At 52.8% G+C, this 17,687-nt stretch carries 15 protein-coding genes; all 15 read left to right on the top strand.

Features of this window, described 5'->3' with window-relative positions; genetic code table 11:
• The first annotated feature begins 357 nt into the window (after window positions 1–357).
• On the top strand, window positions 358–1,593 hold the full coding sequence (locus FYJ44_RS09085) for a TMEM43 family protein (RefSeq protein ID WP_154511346.1): 1,236 nt from the start codon (window positions 358–360) through the stop codon (window positions 1,591–1,593).
• Window positions 1,594–1,641: 48 nt separating this feature from the next.
• Entirely contained in the window at window positions 1,642–1,911 is a 270-nt protein-coding gene (locus tag FYJ44_RS09080) for a hypothetical protein (RefSeq protein ID WP_154511344.1), read from the top strand.
• Between the two features lie 199 nt (window positions 1,912–2,110).
• Window positions 2,111–3,598, top strand: a complete 1,488-nt coding sequence (locus FYJ44_RS09075; RefSeq protein ID WP_195840996.1) for a leucine-rich repeat domain-containing protein — start codon at window positions 2,111–2,113, stop codon at window positions 3,596–3,598.
• 94 nt (window positions 3,599–3,692) lie between these two features.
• Entirely contained in the window at window positions 3,693–5,318 is a 1,626-nt protein-coding gene (locus tag FYJ44_RS09070; protein WP_154511340.1) for a bifunctional metallophosphatase/5'-nucleotidase, read from the top strand.
• 86 nt (window positions 5,319–5,404) lie between these two features.
• On the top strand, window positions 5,405–6,520 hold the full coding sequence (locus tag FYJ44_RS09065; RefSeq protein ID WP_154511338.1) for a DUF805 domain-containing protein: 1,116 nt from the start codon (window positions 5,405–5,407) through the stop codon (window positions 6,518–6,520).
• A gap of 31 nt (window positions 6,521–6,551) precedes the next feature.
• The gene (locus FYJ44_RS09060; RefSeq protein WP_195840995.1) at window positions 6,552–8,024 is read left to right on the top strand and encodes an ankyrin repeat domain-containing protein; all 1,473 of its coding nucleotides are present in this window, start codon (window positions 6,552–6,554) and stop codon (window positions 8,022–8,024) included.
• A 32-nt stretch (window positions 8,025–8,056) separates the two neighbouring features.
• Window positions 8,057–9,010: a hypothetical protein gene (locus FYJ44_RS09055; RefSeq protein ID WP_154511335.1), complete on the top strand. Its 954-nt coding sequence runs from the start codon at window positions 8,057–8,059 to the stop codon at window positions 9,008–9,010.
• A gap of 9 nt (window positions 9,011–9,019) precedes the next feature.
• A complete protein-coding gene (locus FYJ44_RS09050; RefSeq protein ID WP_087353085.1) occupies window positions 9,020–9,520 on the top strand; it encodes a hypothetical protein in 501 nt (166 codons plus the stop codon).
• 5 nt (window positions 9,521–9,525) lie between these two features.
• On the top strand, window positions 9,526–10,089 hold the full coding sequence (locus FYJ44_RS09045) for a LemA family protein (protein ID WP_154511333.1): 564 nt from the start codon (window positions 9,526–9,528) through the stop codon (window positions 10,087–10,089).
• A 258-nt stretch (window positions 10,090–10,347) separates the two neighbouring features.
• Window positions 10,348–12,192: a DUF2207 family protein gene (locus tag FYJ44_RS09040; RefSeq protein ID WP_195840994.1), complete on the top strand. Its 1,845-nt coding sequence runs from the start codon at window positions 10,348–10,350 to the stop codon at window positions 12,190–12,192.
• A 249-nt stretch (window positions 12,193–12,441) separates the two neighbouring features.
• Window positions 12,442–13,092, top strand: a complete 651-nt coding sequence (locus FYJ44_RS09035) for a hypothetical protein (protein WP_154511329.1) — start codon at window positions 12,442–12,444, stop codon at window positions 13,090–13,092.
• A gap of 24 nt (window positions 13,093–13,116) precedes the next feature.
• Window positions 13,117–13,869 (top strand): DUF6935 domain-containing protein, encoded by a 753-nt coding sequence (locus tag FYJ44_RS09030; protein WP_195840993.1) that lies wholly within the window; start codon window positions 13,117–13,119, stop codon window positions 13,867–13,869.
• 21 nt (window positions 13,870–13,890) lie between these two features.
• Window positions 13,891–15,492, top strand: coding sequence for a hypothetical protein (locus FYJ44_RS09025; protein WP_154511325.1), 1,602 nt, complete (start codon window positions 13,891–13,893; stop codon window positions 15,490–15,492).
• 187 nt (window positions 15,493–15,679) lie between these two features.
• Entirely contained in the window at window positions 15,680–16,771 is a 1,092-nt protein-coding gene (locus FYJ44_RS09020; protein ID WP_229772630.1) for a nucleoside hydrolase, read from the top strand.
• Window positions 16,772–16,867: 96 nt separating this feature from the next.
• Window positions 16,868–17,530, top strand: a complete 663-nt coding sequence (locus tag FYJ44_RS09015) for a DUF6935 domain-containing protein (protein WP_154511324.1) — start codon at window positions 16,868–16,870, stop codon at window positions 17,528–17,530.
• Window positions 17,531–17,687: the final 157 nt, after the last annotated feature.

The raw sequence follows: 17,687 nt of genomic DNA, 5'->3' as shown, positions 1-17,687 counted from the left end.
ATTCCACAAAATCATAGTTTAGACAATCTCGTGACGACACTATCTAGTTTATACCGGTTATTTCTTAGCTCTTCAGTCAGTAAAATTCAATCTGCCCAGCCCAAAAACATCCTTTCCTGCCTTATATGCGACCTGCAAGTTTTTCTCGATACAACCTCTTTTTTATCAAATAGATAAGTCTGTTTTTCATCATTGGGATGAAGACTTTTTTTATCAAAAAAATAGGCGAATCAAAAAAAAATGCCTCCTTTTTCATTACTGAGATGATGCAAAAAAACACATCCTTCAACTATGTTCCACTAAAAGCGGAAAAGTTTATGTCCCGGAACAACGCAACCATCTAGCAAGGAAAAAGTCATGAGCGATGAAAACAGTTCGTACACGGAAGTTACAAGCACCAATTGGTTTTCCCGTCTCGGAAATTCCTTTAAGGGAATCGGAACTGGCATCCTCTTGATTGTCGCGGCTACCGTACTGCTATGGTGGAATGAAGGCCGCACTGTACGTACGGGCGATGCCATTGCCGAAGCTCAGATGGTGACGGAGCCCATGCCCAGTATCGACAAGCTCGACAGAGCTTTTGAGGGCAAACTGGTGTATGCCAAGGGGAGCGCCGTCACAAACGACGAGCTGGTTGATCCGGTGTTCGGCATCAAGGTAAATGCCATCAAGATGCGTCGGAAGGTGGAGTATTATCAGTGGGTGGAACACAGCAAATCTGAAAAAAGAACAAAGCTGGGCGGAGGGGAAGAGACGGTCACAACCTATTCCTATTCAGCGGAATGGGTAGACAGCCCTGTGAATTCCCAAAGCTTCAAGAAGAGAGAAGGACACGAAAACAAGACCCGCATTAATTCCGAAAACGTGAGCTGGCTTGCCCCCAACGTCACCTTTGGCGCGTACCGCTTCCCTGAATTCCTGAGCCGTTCCATTGGCGGAGAGAAAGCGCTGAACCTTTCCCTTAGTGATGAACAGCGCGCGGAACTGCAAAAGGCCTTCTTTGCCCCCAACACCAATCTGGAAACCTCCCAGGTGTTGGGTCAGCAGGGCGCCAGTATGATCCATATCCAGGGCAACACTCTTTATGTAGGCCGCCAGCCCGGCACACCGTCCATCGGTGACGTGCGCGTGACCTTTTTTGAAACGCCGGCCGCCGAGGTCTCGATTATAGCCAAGGTGAACGGCAATACATTCGTTCCCTTCCTCGCCTCCAACGGCAACACATTTTACCGCCTTGCCATGGGTACGCAGGACATGAACGGCATGTTTGAATCCGCCAAGAGCAGCAATGCTACGACGGCATGGCTCCTGCGCGGTCTGGGCGTGGTGCTGTGCATTGCCGGTTTTGGCATGATCTTTGCTCCCCTCAAGGTCCTCGCCGACGTCATCCCCCTGCTGGGCAACATCGTGGGCGCGGGTACGGGCTTGGTGGCAGGCCTGCTGGGCTCTGCCTGGTCACTGGTGATCATCGCCATAGCGTGGATACGTTTCCGTCCCGTGCTGGGCTTCTGCCTGCTGGGAGCAGCGCTTACGCTCGTTATCCTGCTGTTCATCAAGGGACGCATGAAGAAGGCAAATCCTGCCTCGGCCTAGAGTGCAGTGGCGTTCTATCTGTAACCATGAAAAGACAAGGAGCAAAAGATGAAGAAGATTATCGTCGCAATGTTTGTATTGCACGCACTATGTGCAACGGCATGGGCAGCGGATCTCAATCTCAAATGGGACAAGAGCTATGTGTATTGCACCGCTGGCGGCAGGCCGGATGTCGGAAATGGCACCCAAGTTTCGAACTATCTAAAAAAATTCGGAAAAAACTCTTCCGTATATCTTATTACCCCTTCCGGATTTTCGAACAGAGCAGAGGCAGACAAATATGCCCGTTCATTGGGCGGTAGATGCCCGAAAAAATAACTGCGTTAGGGAGCTGTTTACACAAGAATAGAGAGTATCAGTGTTCTCAGGTTGTTACGTTGCGTCCCGTTTGAACAAGCGGACATTCGCAGTCTGAACAAATACCGTCGGCTCAGGGGAAAAATGCAGACGGTGACAGGCAACGTCTCCCAAAGGTTGGACAAAACATTCCTCAAAAAGAAGCAGGAGGGAAACCTATATGTCCATGAAAACCATTTTTTGCGCCATGCTGGCAGTGGGGCTGAGTGTTTCGTCAGCCTATGCGGAGCCTTCCGTCAAGCGTTCCGGTAGCACCATCACCGTGAAAGAAGCGCTCACCGATGATGGCATCAGCCAGGCCAAGGAGTTTGCTGGCAAAATCAAGACACCTACTTTTAAACTTGAGAACATCAACGATGCAGATCTGGTCAAGTTCTGCCAGACCTTCCCCGATGCCACCAGTATCGACATCAAAGGCAAAAAGGATGAACTCACGAGCATCGCTCCTGTGGCGGGGCTCAAAAATCTGACCTCTTTTGAGATGGACGCCAAATCCGTGGCGGATATGTCACCTTTAGCCAGCCTCAAGCTAATCAAGCTTGAACTGACCAGCGACGCCATGGGCCCAGACCTTAAATGGATGGCTGGATTGACCGGCCTCAAGGAGGTCGAGATCAACGCCGGGAATTCCCTGACGTCTTTTGAGGGCTTTCCCACTTTGTCTGGCAATCCCCGCGTCACCATCAATGGAGCCGCTCCAACGGATCTCTCGCCGCTTCAGCACCTGGGGAGCTCCAAGCTTGAGCTGAAATACTGCACCATCAATGACCTTGCTCCTCTCGCCAAGATGCCCAACCTGAGCGAACTGAATCTCTATGGAGCAACAGTGAAGGACTTCAGCCCGCTGGCCAACTGTGAAAAACTGAAGAAGCTCACCTACTATGCTGTCAAGGAAGCCGACTTCTCTACTCTGGGTGCGCTGAAGCAGATCGTGGAGCTCAATGGCGGTCTCACCAAGCTGGACAACATAGCCTTTGTCGCCGAATTGCCTGCCCTGCGTGTCTTTGACGTGTTTGCCGAATACGTGACCGACTATTCCCCCCTGGCTTCCTCCAAAGTGGAAAAGCTCCAAATCTGGAAAATGCGCGTTCCCGTGGGTGACCTTGGTAGTGTGGGTAAAACGAAGACGCTGAAGGAACTCAAGCTCTGGTCAGTGGACGGTGCTACCAATTCCGCTGCCCTGGCTGAACTGACGGAGCTGCAGAAGTTCACCATCACCTCGGAGTACAATAAAAAAAGCGGAGACCCCTTTGACATGGCCTGCGCCAAGGGCTGGGGCAAGCTGAAAGAAATGAGCATCACAGGTGCCAAGATCGTGAACGCGGGCAATATGGCCGCTCTCACTTCCATGGAAAAACTTACTCTGGTCAAGGTTAATGTGGAAGGTGAGCCATTCAGCCTGTCTGGTCTGGCCAAACTGTCCAATCTGAACTCGGTCAGAATCAACGACAGCCAGATAGCCGATTTTGAAGCTCTGGCGGGGTGCTCCGGGCTCACCTATGTAGAGATGAAGGGTAGCAAAGGCATCAGCAGCCTGGCCCCCCTCAAGGCCCTGCCAAATCTGAAGAGGATAATCGTTTCCAAAGGGGCCTTCCCTGATGCTGAACTGAGCGGCTTTGCCCAGAACGTGAAGGTTGAACAGCGTTAACATGAACGGGGCCGCAAGCGACAGGGCCTGCGGCCCCCTTGCCAGTCCAAAAAGCAAGATGTTTCTTAAACCTGACTACTCGGGGAGGGTTCGCATGAACATCCTGTGCCATTGCGCGAAAACAGTCTGTACAGTGCTTTTGCTTTTTACCCTGTCCCTGGCACAGGAAGGCTGTTCGCATACGCAGCGTCCATCTCTGGAGGAAGACTGTCTTGCACTGACCATCCTGCATACAAACGATACACATTCCCACATTGCGGGCATCAACAAGTATGGCAACGCCTGCTTTGATGACAAAGAATGCCGCGGCGGACTGAGCCGCATCGCTAGTGCCATACGCGCGGCCAAGTCGCAAAACGACAACGTCATTGCCTTGGATGCGGGTGATCAATTTCAGGGGACCCTTTTCTACAGCGTAAACAAGTGGCCCATGCTTGCCGCGCTGGCGCAGTACATGCCTTACGACGCCATGACACTGGGCAACCATGAATTTGACGAAGGCTGCCTGGAACTGACGCGCTTTCTGGAGGATATTCCCTTTCCCGTGCTGGCAGCCAACCTGAAGCCCGAAAAAGGCTGTCCCATGCTCAAAGGCAACTATGCTCCCTACACCGTACTCACAGTACGCGGGCAAAAAGTAGCCATAGTGGGCATAGCCAACAATGAAGTAGTTAATCTGGCCTCCGCCTGCTCCCATACTCTTTTCGAAGATACGGTCAACTGCCTGCAAAGGACAGTAAAGGAGCTGGAGGGACAAGGTGTAAAGCACATCATCGCTCTTACGCACATTGGACTGGCTGACGACAGGGAACTGGGGCGCAGCGTGGACGGTGTGGATATTATCGTAGGTGGCCATAGTCACAGCTATCTGGGCCCGGACTCCGAGGAAGGTCCCTATCCCATAGTCGAGTATTCCCCCTCTGGACAGCCTGTACTGGTGGTCAGCGCCAAACGGGCCACGCAGTATCTGGGTGAGCTCAATGTCAGTTTTGACAAACAGGGAGTTCCCCTAGCCTGGAGCGGTGGAGCGAGAGAACTTTCTGCCTCAGAACCGCGCAATGCGGAAATAAGTGCCTTGGTAAAGAACTACGCCACCATTCTGGATGAATACCGCAATATCAAGGTAGGCAGCCACAATATTTCCATGCCCGATGGAATGGATGCCTGCCGCGAGGATGACTGCCTGGGAGGCAGCCTTATCGCTGACGCCATGCTGGAATACGCACGCCCCTTTGGCGCGCATGTAGCCCTGTGTAACGGCGGCAGCGTGCGAGCTGCCCTTCCTGCAGGATCCATTTCCCGGGGCGATCTGCTCAGCGTCATCCCGTTCGGCAACACTCTGGTGATACGCGAACTCACGGGAGAACTATTATTGGCAGCCCTTGAACATGGCGTTTCTGAAGAAGGCGCCAAGGGCCCGCGCCTTCTGCACACCGCAGGTCTGCGCTATGTCGTTGACGGTACGCGTCCGGCGGGTTCCCGCGTAGTCAAGGCGGAAATCCTGGATGAAAAGGACACGGCCACTTCCCTCGACCCCAAAGCCCACTATGGCATCATCATCACCGATTATCTGGCACGCGGCGGGGATGCTTACGAAATGCTCAAGAATAGCAAGGTGATTCCTTCGCCCGAACCCATCGATATTACGGTGGTGGAAGAATACATGAGGAAGCATTTACCTCTGCCTCAGCCCAAGGGCGAACGCATCATTCGTAAGTAGGCACCCAGGAAGAACAGAGACCACGCCGAACCCGTCCGCCATCCGCAACATGAAGATTCTGACGGGCTCTACAAAGGAGAACAGCCATGAACAGCGCACATAGCATAACTCCAAATCCGCACAGGCTGGGCTTCAAGGAATCCGTTGTCCGCTGCCTCAGGAAATACGCAACATTCCGTGGGCGCGCTACGAGGGCGGAGTACTGGTGGTTTTCCCTGTTCAATTCGCTTGTATGCATGGCAATCTACGCCGCCGTTCAGCAGCTTATGGGCACGGAAACGGCAGATGATGCCATGGGCATCGTTCAGCTGGCACTTTTCTTGCCTGCTCTGGCCGTTGCTGTACGGCGTCTGCACGACATCAACTTCAACGGCTGGTGGATGCTGCTGGGGCTGACCATCGTGGGCCTCATTCCCCTGTTTATTTTTTTCTGCCTGCCCGGCAAGGCCGCAGATAACCGCTTCGGCCTCCGTGAGGTCGGTACACAAATGGGCGTAGAAACGGAAAGGCGAGAGGGGAACGGCAACACGCGCACTATGAGCACTTTCCTAGGCCTGTACTGTCTTGTGGGGCTGAGCCTTGCCGCTCCGCTTTTCTCGGCGAAAACCGTGTCCAGCGCGGAATCATCTTCTTCCATTGCTTCGCATTCAGGCTCCCCGGAGAGCACGCACGTTTTCTCTCCCACTCCCTCCTCATCTTCCTCCAAAAACGAAGTGGAACTGAACCTTCAAGAAGCATTCGGCGGCCTGTTCTCCATTATGGGGGAAGCCATCGGCTGTATGACGAAGGGTATGCAGGAAGGCGCACGCGATATGCAGGCCCAGCTCGACGGCTCGGACGGCACGCGGCTCATCATCAACAGCAAAGACCTCGCGACCCTGACCGAAACGCGAGTCCTCAAGGCTGAACAACAGGAAGACCGCTCCTGGCGCATCATTCTGGCCGTCAAAAACCCGCAGGAGTTCCCCGTGCGTCTGACCGGGCTTACGGAGAAACAGCAGGTTCTTCTGCTGGATCAGGAAAATTTTGTCTACGAGCAAAACCCCGTCGGGGAACGCCTTGTGACAGTACCGGAACGGGCCGCACAAAAGCTGACATTCTTTTTCCCTGAACTGGATGGTTCCACGCCCAAAACCATACGGCTGTACGGCATGGATTTTGCCGTGCCTCAGCCCATCGAGGTCCGTACCATATCTCAATAAACAACCGACAGACCACATGGGAGGCTCCCTTATGTCAATCCGTCTGTTCCCTTACTGTTTTGTTCTGCTTCTGGCAGCATTCGCTCCGGGCGTGCCCGGCATCGCAGCGGCAACCACTGAGTTCCTGGTCCTCAATGACTATGCGCAGGCCTGGGCAGACAAACAGGAATGGGTATATGAAGGTATGCAGGAAAGCGATGAGCCAGTTCCTCACAGGGAAGGCGATGCATGGAATCAAGAGGACAGCTCAGGTCTCACGGTTCTTGATTATGCCCTGTTAGGTGCTTCCGCACAGGAACTTGGTGCTGTTCAGTCTATGGTCCAGCTTGGTGCGCGCCCAGGCACCGGAAAAGCGGAAGCGTATCTCGGCCCGACTCTGAATCTGGCCAGACTGGCTGTTCGCAAGGCTCCTTTGGAGGAATGGCGCAGCACCATAAACTTTGGCGGAACGAACAAAATACTACCGAACGGTTTCACCCCCCTGCTGTGGGCGGCCGTGTTCCAGCCGGACGCATCGGTACTGCACGCGCTGATAAAAGGCGGAGCAGATCCGAAGAAGGGACTGCCCGAAGAGGCCGGAGGACAGAACATTCTGCACATTGTTGCTGAACAGGGATGGGATCCTCAGGCTGTCCATATCCTCATCGATGCAGGTCTGGATGTCGATGCCGTGACCAATCCCCAGATGATGGGGGAAACTCCCTTCATGGTGGCCGTCCGCAGAAACCAGAACCCGCAAGTTATCAAGGCCCTGCTGGAAAGAGGCGCAGATACGGAAGTCCGGGACAGCCAGGGACAGCGTGCATGGGAAGGGTTATGGCCCGAGCGTGAAGCCTGGCTGAAGGATGCCGGTCTGGGCTGGCTGTGGGACAATGCTGCGCGGCAAAAGCGGGCGAAGAGAGAACGTTCTGGTGGACAAGCTGCACCAGGTATTGCCCCCCCCAACCCCGCTTCCACCAGCGTTGAAGGGCAGACGCAGAATGCGCTCATGGACACGAATGCTCCGGGCATTCAAGCCCCGCTTGTCAGCAACGCCATGCCGTACGAGAGCATGTCTGTACAGGCTCTGATTACGGACAGCGACAGGATGGGAACCAACGTGCGCGATGCTCCCTCCGGCAAAATCATCGCTACCATCCCCTTCCCGGTCAATAACGAGCTACCCGATGATGAGAAGCTGACGCGGCGTGTAGTCACACTTCTGGAAGAGCGGAAAGGTTGGTTCAAGGTTCTCTACTATGGCGACAAGCAAGGCTGGATGCACAAAAGCGTGCTGGGTGCCTATGCCTGCGCAACCGAGGATGGGGATGCCCGCCTGAAAGCCAACCCCGATTACAATGCCCCTAAGGTGGCCATCCTGCCCACGGATACGCCCCTGCGTCTTCTGAGTGTGCGCGGCGCTTGGCTCAAGGTCTCCTGCACCACCAAGACGGGGCGAAACGTCAGCGGCTGGCTGCCGCCGGAATGTGTATGGGCAAATCCCTATCGGCATGAATGGCGCTGAAAGCCCGATAACACTCTAAGCAAGAGGCAAGAATGCATCTCTCCCTGTTCTCACTGGTGCCGGCCTTTTTTCTTCTTTTCCTGCCTACGCCCTGTTCAGCCAAAAATCTGGATAGTGTGCGTTCCTTCTCCTACATTGTTTCCGGCATGATGGCACCTCAATCTTTCCATGTATGGACGACCAGAGACGGCAAAGTCATGATGCAGGTGAACTACAAAGGGAAAAAATATCGCCGGGAAGCCAATGGCTGGGTGCTGGAACACTTATCTATTCTTGCCGAACACCACAACATTATTGCCTGGACCGATCATCGGGACAAACCACTTCCCGATGGCATATATGCATTGGATGAAGGATCCTATTCACTAAATGTCCTGTGGGATTCGGGACAGAAGCTATCCATCTCAGGCCGGACTCTGCCGCAAGGCTCCCAGGCTTTTACCTCGGATCTTATGGATTTGTGGGAAAAGACCGTACAGCGCTATCCCTATGAACCTCCAAAGGAAATACATTCTGACAAGATCCGCTTTTTCTCATTTCATGAACACTTGGAACAAAACGAAAACACATGGCTGATGCTATGCGCCCAGGATTTATCTTCTCAGGTAAACGTCCGGATCTGCCGTAGGAACATAGCTGGCAACAAGGAATATTACAAGACTGCCCCCCTCTTTCTGCAAAAGCTGAATGGACTAATCAAGCGGCACAAGCCAAACCTCTGGAACGATAAGGCCAAGGCCGCACAAATGGATAATGATGCAACGGCCGTCCCTTACGTGACTTTTTATGTGGAGTATTATCCAGAGCAAGATGATGCACCGGATAATGAATACTATATTCACAATTATGGAGATGCAACACCTATGGAGATTATTGATGTTGTGTTTAATCCTACTGAATATCAAGGATATATACATTTTAAGAAGGAACTCCTCGCGCTATTTGAAAACGTAATGCAGAGCAAGAAATACCGTTATGGAGAATAGGAGGGAAATATGATGAAAACGAGCCTGATTCCTGCCCTTGTGGCACTCATGATCACTTTGGGCATGATGAACACAGCCTATGCGACATCACAGACCGGCCTGCCCGCGCCCCTGTCTGTAAGGGAAGCCCCGGATCTCCTGAACAAGCTGACCGTTGGGGCGTATGAGCTGACCGTCACCTCCAATCAGGACTACACTGTCAAGCTGCTTGTCGCAGCCCAAAAAACTCTGAGGAACTTCAGCATCATAGCCATTGAGTATGTGCCCAACAAGGATCCCAATGATACGACCATCAGATTCAAAAAGACAAAGATGCTTTATACCCTGCCACTGTTCAGTCCGGACAAGCCCCTCTATGCTCTTGTCGAAATGATAGGCAGCATACCCAATATCGGGTTTTCCTATGCAGCGGAGGATGGTACAACCCCTGTTTTTTCCCTGAATTACAACGGAAATGACGGCTCTCTGCACCTGTATCCCGTGAACATCGTGAATGAAGAAATGGAGTAGACATTATGATTACTGTCATCATCATAGTAGGTATTGCCCTAACGATCGCCATAAGCCTCATTCTGCTCTATAACGGCATGGTGAATGGAAAAAATATGGTGGATGAGGCCTGGAGCGGCATCAGTGTACAGCTTAAGCGCCGTCATGACCTGATTCCCTCGCTGGTCAGTGCCGTCAAGGGCTACATGACCCACGAGCAGGATACGCTCACCAAAATCGCCGAGCTGCGCGCCCAGGCTGTTTCCGCCTCTTCTTCCGGCTCGCTGTCGTCCATCGCAAATGCGGAAAATCAGCTGATGGGAGCCTTGCGTTCCCTGTTTGCCGTATCGGAAAACTATCCCGATCTGCGCGCCAGCGAAAACTTCATGCAGCTCCAAGAACAGCTTGCCCTGCTGGAAGATGAGATCCAGCTGTCCCGCCGCTACTACAACGGCACAGCCCGCGACCAGAATAATCGTGTGCTGCAGTTTCCCGGCAATCTGGTGGCTCGCGCCTTCGGCTTCGGCAAGATAGAATATTTTGAACTGGCCGATCCCGCAGAAGCGACTGTGCCGGAAGTGAAGTTTTAAGCCATGTGTCGCGTCATTTTGCTTCTTCTATGGGCGGTGATGCTCCCCCCAGCAGTCGTAGCACTCGGGGCGGAAACTCCTCTCTCTTCCGCCCCATCCCCGGACATGCCTTCCTGCTTTGCCCTTATCCAGGTGGCTCCCGACGGAGAGTTAACCATTATCGAGCGGCTGAAGGGCTTTGGTCCTTCCGTGGAACGTCCTCTGAGCAGTGGGGCAAAGATCTACGGCAGTCTCGCCCCCTTCGTACAGGAATCGGATATGGAGCTGGTGTCAGTCACAGCCGATGGCAAGCCCGTCACTCCCAGCATGTATGTGAAGGAAAAAGACAATAGCCGCCACGTGCGTCTTATAGCCCAGGACAAAAGCCTGTCCGTGCACGAATATACCCTGAAGTACAAGGCTAGAGACAGGATTCTTTTTCTCTCCAACGTGGATAGACTGGACTGGGATATCTGGGGCACAAGTCGGCACAATAGTAGCCCCCTTAGGCTTTCCTGCGCCATAGCCCTGCCGAAAGGAGCGATCGTCAGCAAGCAATGGTCCCGGCTGGGGCATACAACCATGGGGCACAGACCCGTCACCCAATGGATCAACAAGGATGGGGTGGCCTTCTTCCGAGGTGAAGAGCCCATGATGGATACTGAACACTTTGTCGTTTCCGTGGAATGGAACAAAGGCGTCGTCACCTCCGATGGGTCAGAAGAAACGCTCTCCACCGTCAAAAGCACCCTGTGGGGCGTCTTTGCCCTGCTCCTGCTCCTGTGCGGCGGGATCTGGTTCAAGTTCGGCAAGAACCCGCGCCCCAAGGTCTCCATCCCGCTTTTCTATCCGCCCCTTGGTCCGGACGGCAAAACGCTCTCTCCGGCAGCCGTGGCCTATATCCGCGAGGCGGCCATGCTGACCTCTCGCGGTTTTTCCGCGCTCCTGCTGAACTTGGCGACCCAGAAAATGGTGGATATGACTGGCACAGGCAGTCGCACGGATCCCTATGTCCTGCGGACAAGCAGTGAGATCATGAAGCGGACCTCCATAGACAGTTACGGCACCGAAAACAGGAATACCGGCCCAAAAGGAGATGAAAGCAGCCAGCACAAACGCCGCATCTGGGAAGACCTCCTGAAGCGGGGTCGTGGTTTCGACATGGCAGAGCGACGCTGCCTACGGAAGCTCTTTCCCACCCGCCCGCCCCAGCCTCTTGAAGTGGGCAGGAAAAACGCCTGGAAGGTGGCCGAGGCCCGCTCCACATCCTACGAGGCCCTCGCTTCCCAGTACCGCGACATGTGGCAAATAAACGGGAACCTGGTCAGCCTGATGTTCATCCTTTGTTATGGCGGGGCACTCCTGGCTCAGGGTGCCCTCTGGCTCAATTTTGGTGCTGAGGACATCCCTGCAGTCCTGGCCGCCTTCAGCCTGACGCTCGGCCTCACCTTCTTGACCCATCGTAGCACACAGTATGCAGTCAGCATCCTGGTCCGCTGGCAGGAAATGGGTTACCTCAACCTGCTCCTTCTGGGAGTCTATATACTGCTCGTGCCCGTCATGCTGGTGTATGACGTCATCCTCGACGAAAGCATGTCGGACTTTGCCCTTTACCCGTTCATGCACAGCTGGAGTGCGCTGCGCCCCCTGCTCTGGCTGGGATTGATGGGCTATCTCCTCTGGCTGACCCGAAGCATTACGGAAGTATTCTTAGTCCCCTTAAAGATTCTGGGCTTCCTTTTGCTTTTCTTTGTGGTGGGAGGGACACTCTTCTGGGCCAACAGTTTTATGGGCAGCGGCAATCTGGCCTTTATGGGCATTCTGCTTCTGCCTATGGTCTTCATGCCTCTCATGAAGCGACCTGCCCCCAAGGCCGCGCAGATTCTGGCGGAGATCGAAGGTCTTGCCCTGTATCTGGGGACTGCAGAAGCATCGCGTCTCAACACCTTTAATCCGCCGGACCGGACACCGGAAGAATTCCACCGTTTCATGCCCTACGCTGTGGCGCTGGGACTGGAAAAGGCTTGGGGGGCACAATTCGCCACCTCTCTGGCGGATCTGCAGTTCCGCGGCAGTTCCCTGCAGAGGCTGGCCGAATACGAGCACCGCATGCAGGGGAGATAGCACTGTTTGGCACATGACGTATGACCGATTCTGGCGAGGATATCGTGATGGATACCAGTCCGGGCATGAAAAAAGGAAACATGGGGCTGTGTCACAGACAAGAGTGACATTCGCAATAAAGTTCCAGGGAATAGTGAAACCACGCTATCCCGAAATCGGATTATCTGACACGTCACCAGACTTGATGACATAAAAACAAATCCCGCTTTTATGCGATGGAATAATACCCCCTTACAGGAGTGAATGAACATGAAAGCCAACATGGCATTGCCTGCAATAACCCTGCTGCTTTGTTTAATCATAGGCAACTCAAGCGTTAGCCTGGCAGGTGATTCCGGTGAAGAACGTACTATCCCTGTCATAGAATGGGGATGCTGGTCGTGTAATAAACGAGTTTTTACGTTTACTCCTGACAGTCTCGACGGAAAGATCATCCAGCACAAGGATCCCAATTATCAGCAATCAAAGTGGATTATACTAAAGACCAGAAGTCCCATAAAAAAATGCGAAAAAATGTTTGATGGGGCACACATTTTTGACAAAAAAAGAGAATTCATGACTTCCGGATATACCATTATGACACAGGCCGACAGTTTTGTGGTCATAAAAGGAGGTTCGGCCATCAAGGCACAGATCAACAAGGTTCAATGTGTGGGGTGCCAAAAAGGTGCCTATGCCTTTGCAGGTGACGATCTGGACCAATGGGGGGTTTTATCCATGAGCGAAGTGCCTGCCGTCTTTGCCATGAAATCCGGATCCAAGATAGGAACCTGTGGTAAAATAAGGCTCCCTTATGGAGGCTCTTTCTTAGGACCTCACTTGTTTGATCTAAAAGGAACTGTTTCCATGTCGTCAGATACTGTTTCACAAAATTTTGGCTCCTTTCTGTGCTCAGATTGATAGCCATACTTGCAGGAAAAACGTATGAGAACACAACTTTTTTTAATCATGTCCCTGCTTATCATGGGCATGTGCCTGGATCCGTATTGCATCTCGGCCAAACCATTAAAAGAAAAGAATACTGTTACCTCAGCGAAAGGTCTTCCATCAACCTATGCAGACTTTAAAGAGCGCTGCCATACTGTCGCCGTCACCCCTGAAGGGGCTGTCAAAATGTATTTTGACGCCGTATTCTGCTACCTTGATCCCAATCGCCGGACGGAAGCATCCAAGATGCTGCGCTATATTATGCACGCCAATGCCAACTGGGAAGGGAATCAGAGGCATGTAACATTCATACGTCGTCTGAAGGAGCCTTCCTACCACTATATATTCAGAAGTTTCGCATCGGGAACAAGTCCTGAAAATGGATACAGTATGTCACCCGATGATTATAGGCTAGTCTTTTCCAAAAAAGACCAGCAACAGGATTATATCCGCGTGTTTTTGCGTTCGTCCGGAGCAGACTCGGACCGAAGAGTATGGGTCAAGCAGTATCCTGATGGATTCTGGTATGTCATCAATAATTCAGATACGTATGCAAAAGTACGTGATCCTGCGGTCTCTGCTCTGAACAATAGCCACGATGCCGATTTCGATGTTGCTCCTCCGGCGCAACCGCAGCCTCCGGAAGATGTAACTCCTCCAGAGCAACTACAATCTTCAGAAGCAGTAACCCCTTCAGTGGCACAACAACAGCCTTCGGAAAGTGAAGAGCCTGCGATGTCTACCTGGTAGCATCGTCAAAAGGAGACAAACATGAAAAGATTCTGGATCGCACTGTGCGGCGTTCTGGGGATGGCTTTGTATGTTGGCACGGCCCACGCCGCTTTCTGGCAAGTTGTACGTGATACCCCCATACGCGAGGACGCATCCACTGATGCCAAGCGGCTGGATACAGCCCGAAAAGGCTGGATAGTGAACGACATGACCGGGAGCGGTTCCAGTCCGCAGTGGATCAAGGTGGTGGAGGTTCAGAAGCATATCGGAGATGGCATGGCCTATGCTCACCTTGTGTACAGAACTCCCGATGCGTACATCAGCGCTGCGGACGTGGTCCAAGTGGAGGATGAGAATGGAACACCTCTTAAGACGACCGGAAACACTTCTGATGCTACGGCAGCACAAGGCGTGCGTGTGGAACTTATGCCCGCACCCAAGGCTGAGGATATAGCCTCCAACGGTGCTGTGGACGAAGCTGCATTAAAAACGGCCTTGGATGTCTGGGTACAAAATTGTAATACCGTTCTCAGCAAATATGAAGGCATGGAGTCCAACAAGGCGGCAATAGAGGTGCTTGCAGGGACTGACTACGCCACCTTTACCAGTAAGGATATCCACGCGGTAGAAGACAGTGTGATACAACTCTTGGACCGCTGGGCGAAAACCCAATATGTCGGCTCCCAAGCTAGTTTAAGCACTGATGACCAGAAAATTTTTGATGTACTGGCCAGCTATTGCCTGATTCCAGGGATCGTCGAGGGCAGCCCCTTCCTCATGGCAGACCTGATCACCTTGCGCAAAAAAGTCATCTTTGATCCTCCCGTTGCCGCCTATACTGCTTATGTGAACCTGCTGGACACTCAGCCGCAAATAGTGTTCTCCGATGGCGGTTGCCGTCATTCGGTGAAAGAGATGGGAACATGGGCTACGCAGTGGGAACAATACCTGAAAACAGTGCCCGCCGACAGCTTTTATTTCATCGAAGGCAAAAAACGTTACCTTGAATTTGCAACCTACATTTTATTCAGCGACTTGCCCAACACGCCCGCCTTTCCTGACTACAACAATGGTAAGATGGAAAATGAATGGTTGGAAGAGCTGGAGAGTGTGACATTGGAGAATCCGGGTACGGAAACGGCCGCCATCATCGCGGAATTTCTTAAAAAAGTAAAAGCCAATGGCAACAAGCTTGCCCCCTTGGACAAAAAGGTTCTTTTGACCAAACTGAATGTACTCCTTGTACCCCAAACGACCGCGTCTGCCACCAAGTCGATCCCAATGGAAGAAAAGCTGCTGGGCAAGCACATGTTCTCCCTGCAGTGGATAGAAGGCCCCATGGGCGAGGCTGTTGTTTCTCGCACGGAAACGGGCGGCCTGCGTATTGATGCCAGGCAGGAACACAAAGGTGATTTTGTAACCCTGAACGGCGACGTGCGCATCCTAGATGACAAAAATTTTGTGGTCACGGGGGTTCTTGTCACACGGGTGAGCCATATTGCCGGCGGAAAGCCCTGTCCCCGCTCGGGAGAATTTACATTTCGCGTAACGAAAAACCGCAAGTACTGGCGGCTCCAGCAAATGGATAACCCCTGTGACCCCGTAGTCGATTATGTGGACGTATATTTCAAAGGACTTTAGAAGTGTTGCCATGCAATCATACCATAAACTACTTCCATAGCTCTATTCGGAAAAATTTTTGAACGATTGTGGTTATCACATAGTCATCACTGACCCCATGACGTAATGTTGAGCCTTGATTATCCTTCAAGATGACGTCGCAGCCCTTTCGAGCTCTGACAGGACAAAACAAGCAAGGAGTACAATCATGAGAATCATTAGTCACATATTGTTGAGCATGGCGGCGTTTTGCCTGCTCTGCGGAACAAGTGTTCAGGCGGCCCAGCAGAAAGAGAAAGTCTTGCTGGATACGGACATGGTCGAGATGTTCGATGACGGGGTAGCCCTCATCATGCTGGCCAATGCGCCGGGCATAGATCTGCTTGGCGTAACCTGCGTCACCGGCAACAGCTGGGTACAGGAGGGCGTGGCCTACAGCTTGCGTCATCTGGAGATCGAAAAACGCGATATTCCTGTAGTGGAAGGCATGCGCTACCCCCTGCGCCCGCATAGGCACGAACTTTTCGAGATGGAGCGCGCCCAGTTCGGCATGGGACACGACGCCTGGCTGGGCTCGCTGGGGCGGTCAGAACCTGCAAGCTGGCAGGACTTCTACAAGACGCACTATGGCAAGGAACCGCAGTTCAAGCCGCTGAAGACACATGCCGTCAATTTCATCATCGACACCATCCGGGCACACCCCCATGAAGTGACCATAGTCGCCATCGGTCCCTGCACAAATCTGGCCGCCGCCATCCGCATGGCCCCGGATATCGTGCCTCTGGTTAAGCGGGTGGTCTATATGGGGGGAGCTTTTTTCCAGCCCGGCAACGTGACTCCGGCGGCGGAGTTCAACTGGTGGATAGACCCCGAAGCCGCCCAGATAACTGTCCGCGCGCCCTTCAAGGAACAGATCGTATTCGGCTTGGACGTGTGCGAGAAGGCGGTCTTCCGCAAGGCCCATTATGATCGCCTCCTCACCAGTCTGGGCAAGAGTCCTCAGGCCGACATCCTGAAGAACACCTTCGTCGGTCAAAGCTTCGCCAAGGATCCCGCCTTCACCCATTTCGTCTGGGACGTCCTAGTGGCCGCCGCGATCATCGATCCTGACATCATCACGGCGGAGCAGACATGCGCCATCGATGTGAACACACAGTACGGTCTGTCGTATGGGCAGTCACTGGCATTTCCCAAGGTCTCTCCAGCCGGATGCTCCAAGGCCCGTATCGTAACGGATATCGATCAGGAGCGTTTCTGGAATATGGTCAATGACAAAACGTACTGGAAGTCCGCCCGCTGATAATCCTGCATGGTCAGACAGGTGAAAACGCTCTGAGAACGATTCAAAATTCTTTTAGTCTAGCCTACCACACGATATTTTTAGAGGAATGAATGTATGAAAAGACATATCATCACCTGTCTGGCCATACTTTGTATCATGCTTATAAATGCATGTGTACCCACGTTTCCCCAGTCATTCAATACTTCTCAGCTCTTCTACCCGCTTATGAACCAAGGCAGCGTGACATCATCCCCCTCCGCCCCGGCAGGGCTTCCTTCGACCTTTGCCGAGTTCAAATCACGTTGCAACTCCGTTGCCAGGAGTCCCGAAGGGGCTGTCAAAATGTATTTTGACGCCGTATTCTGCTACTTTGGTCCCAGTCGCCGGACGGAAGCATCCAAGATGCTGCGCTATATCATGCACGCTGATGCCAACTGGGAAAAAAAACAGAAGTATGTGACATTTGCACGTCGCCTGAAGGATCCCGCCTGCCACTACATATTCAGAAGTTTTGCTTCGGGAACGAGTCCTCAAAACGGCTACCGCATGTCGCCCGAGAATTATTCGCTGGTCTTTTCCGGCAAGTCGAACGAGGCCGACTATGTCCGGGTCTTCCTGATCTCATCAGGGTCTGACAGCCGCCGTATAGTCTGGGTCAAGCAGTACCAGGACGGACTCTGGTATGTCATCAACAATGCAGATACCTATATGAAGGTACGCGAACCTGCCAGCTCCCGTCCTGACAACAGTCATGACGCGGATTATGACAACAGATGATGAAACAAGAGGCGATATCATGGCTGTCCACCCTGCCTGAGAAAGTCCCTAGATGAATTGCCCCCATGATATCGCCTCTGCTTTTCCTCTGTGCGATGGGCGACCTTTAGTCCCCCTCAGACATATATGTTTTTCGCCCAAGTGCAACATCGCACCT

The organism is Desulfovibrio porci, from assembly GCF_009696265.1.
Classification (GTDB): Bacteria; Desulfobacterota; Desulfovibrionia; order Desulfovibrionales; family Desulfovibrionaceae; genus Desulfovibrio; species Desulfovibrio porci.
This window is presented reverse-complemented; position numbering and strand designations above follow the sequence as displayed.

What these genes read in the sequence shown, in the direction of transcription:
- FYJ44_RS09085 (WP_154511346.1), top strand. Translation starts at nt 358, where the DNA reads ATGAGCGATGAAAACAGTTCGTACACGGAAGTTACAAGCACCAATTGG.
- FYJ44_RS09025 (WP_154511325.1), top strand. Translation starts at nt 13,891, where the DNA reads ATGAAAAGATTCTGGATCGCACTGTGCGGCGTTCTGGGGATGGCTTTG.
- FYJ44_RS09020 (WP_229772630.1), top strand. Translation starts at nt 15,680, where the DNA reads ATGAGAATCATTAGTCACATATTGTTGAGCATGGCGGCGTTTTGCCTG.
- FYJ44_RS09045 (WP_154511333.1), top strand. Translation starts at nt 9,526, where the DNA reads ATGATTACTGTCATCATCATAGTAGGTATTGCCCTAACGATCGCCATA.
- FYJ44_RS09040 (WP_195840994.1), top strand. Translation starts at nt 10,348, where the DNA reads ATGGAGCTGGTGTCAGTCACAGCCGATGGCAAGCCCGTCACTCCCAGC.
- FYJ44_RS09070 (WP_154511340.1), top strand. Translation starts at nt 3,693, where the DNA reads ATGAACATCCTGTGCCATTGCGCGAAAACAGTCTGTACAGTGCTTTTG.
- FYJ44_RS09015 (WP_154511324.1), top strand. Translation starts at nt 16,868, where the DNA reads ATGAAAAGACATATCATCACCTGTCTGGCCATACTTTGTATCATGCTT.
- FYJ44_RS09055 (WP_154511335.1), top strand. Translation starts at nt 8,057, where the DNA reads ATGCATCTCTCCCTGTTCTCACTGGTGCCGGCCTTTTTTCTTCTTTTC.
- FYJ44_RS09075 (WP_195840996.1), top strand. Translation starts at nt 2,111, where the DNA reads ATGTCCATGAAAACCATTTTTTGCGCCATGCTGGCAGTGGGGCTGAGT.
- FYJ44_RS09035 (WP_154511329.1), top strand. Translation starts at nt 12,442, where the DNA reads ATGAAAGCCAACATGGCATTGCCTGCAATAACCCTGCTGCTTTGTTTA.
- FYJ44_RS09030 (WP_195840993.1), top strand. Translation starts at nt 13,117, where the DNA reads ATGAGAACACAACTTTTTTTAATCATGTCCCTGCTTATCATGGGCATG.
- FYJ44_RS09050 (WP_087353085.1), top strand. Translation starts at nt 9,020, where the DNA reads ATGATGAAAACGAGCCTGATTCCTGCCCTTGTGGCACTCATGATCACT.
- FYJ44_RS09065 (WP_154511338.1), top strand. Translation starts at nt 5,405, where the DNA reads ATGAACAGCGCACATAGCATAACTCCAAATCCGCACAGGCTGGGCTTC.
- FYJ44_RS09060 (WP_195840995.1), top strand. Translation starts at nt 6,552, where the DNA reads ATGTCAATCCGTCTGTTCCCTTACTGTTTTGTTCTGCTTCTGGCAGCA.
- FYJ44_RS09080 (WP_154511344.1), top strand. Translation starts at nt 1,642, where the DNA reads ATGAAGAAGATTATCGTCGCAATGTTTGTATTGCACGCACTATGTGCA.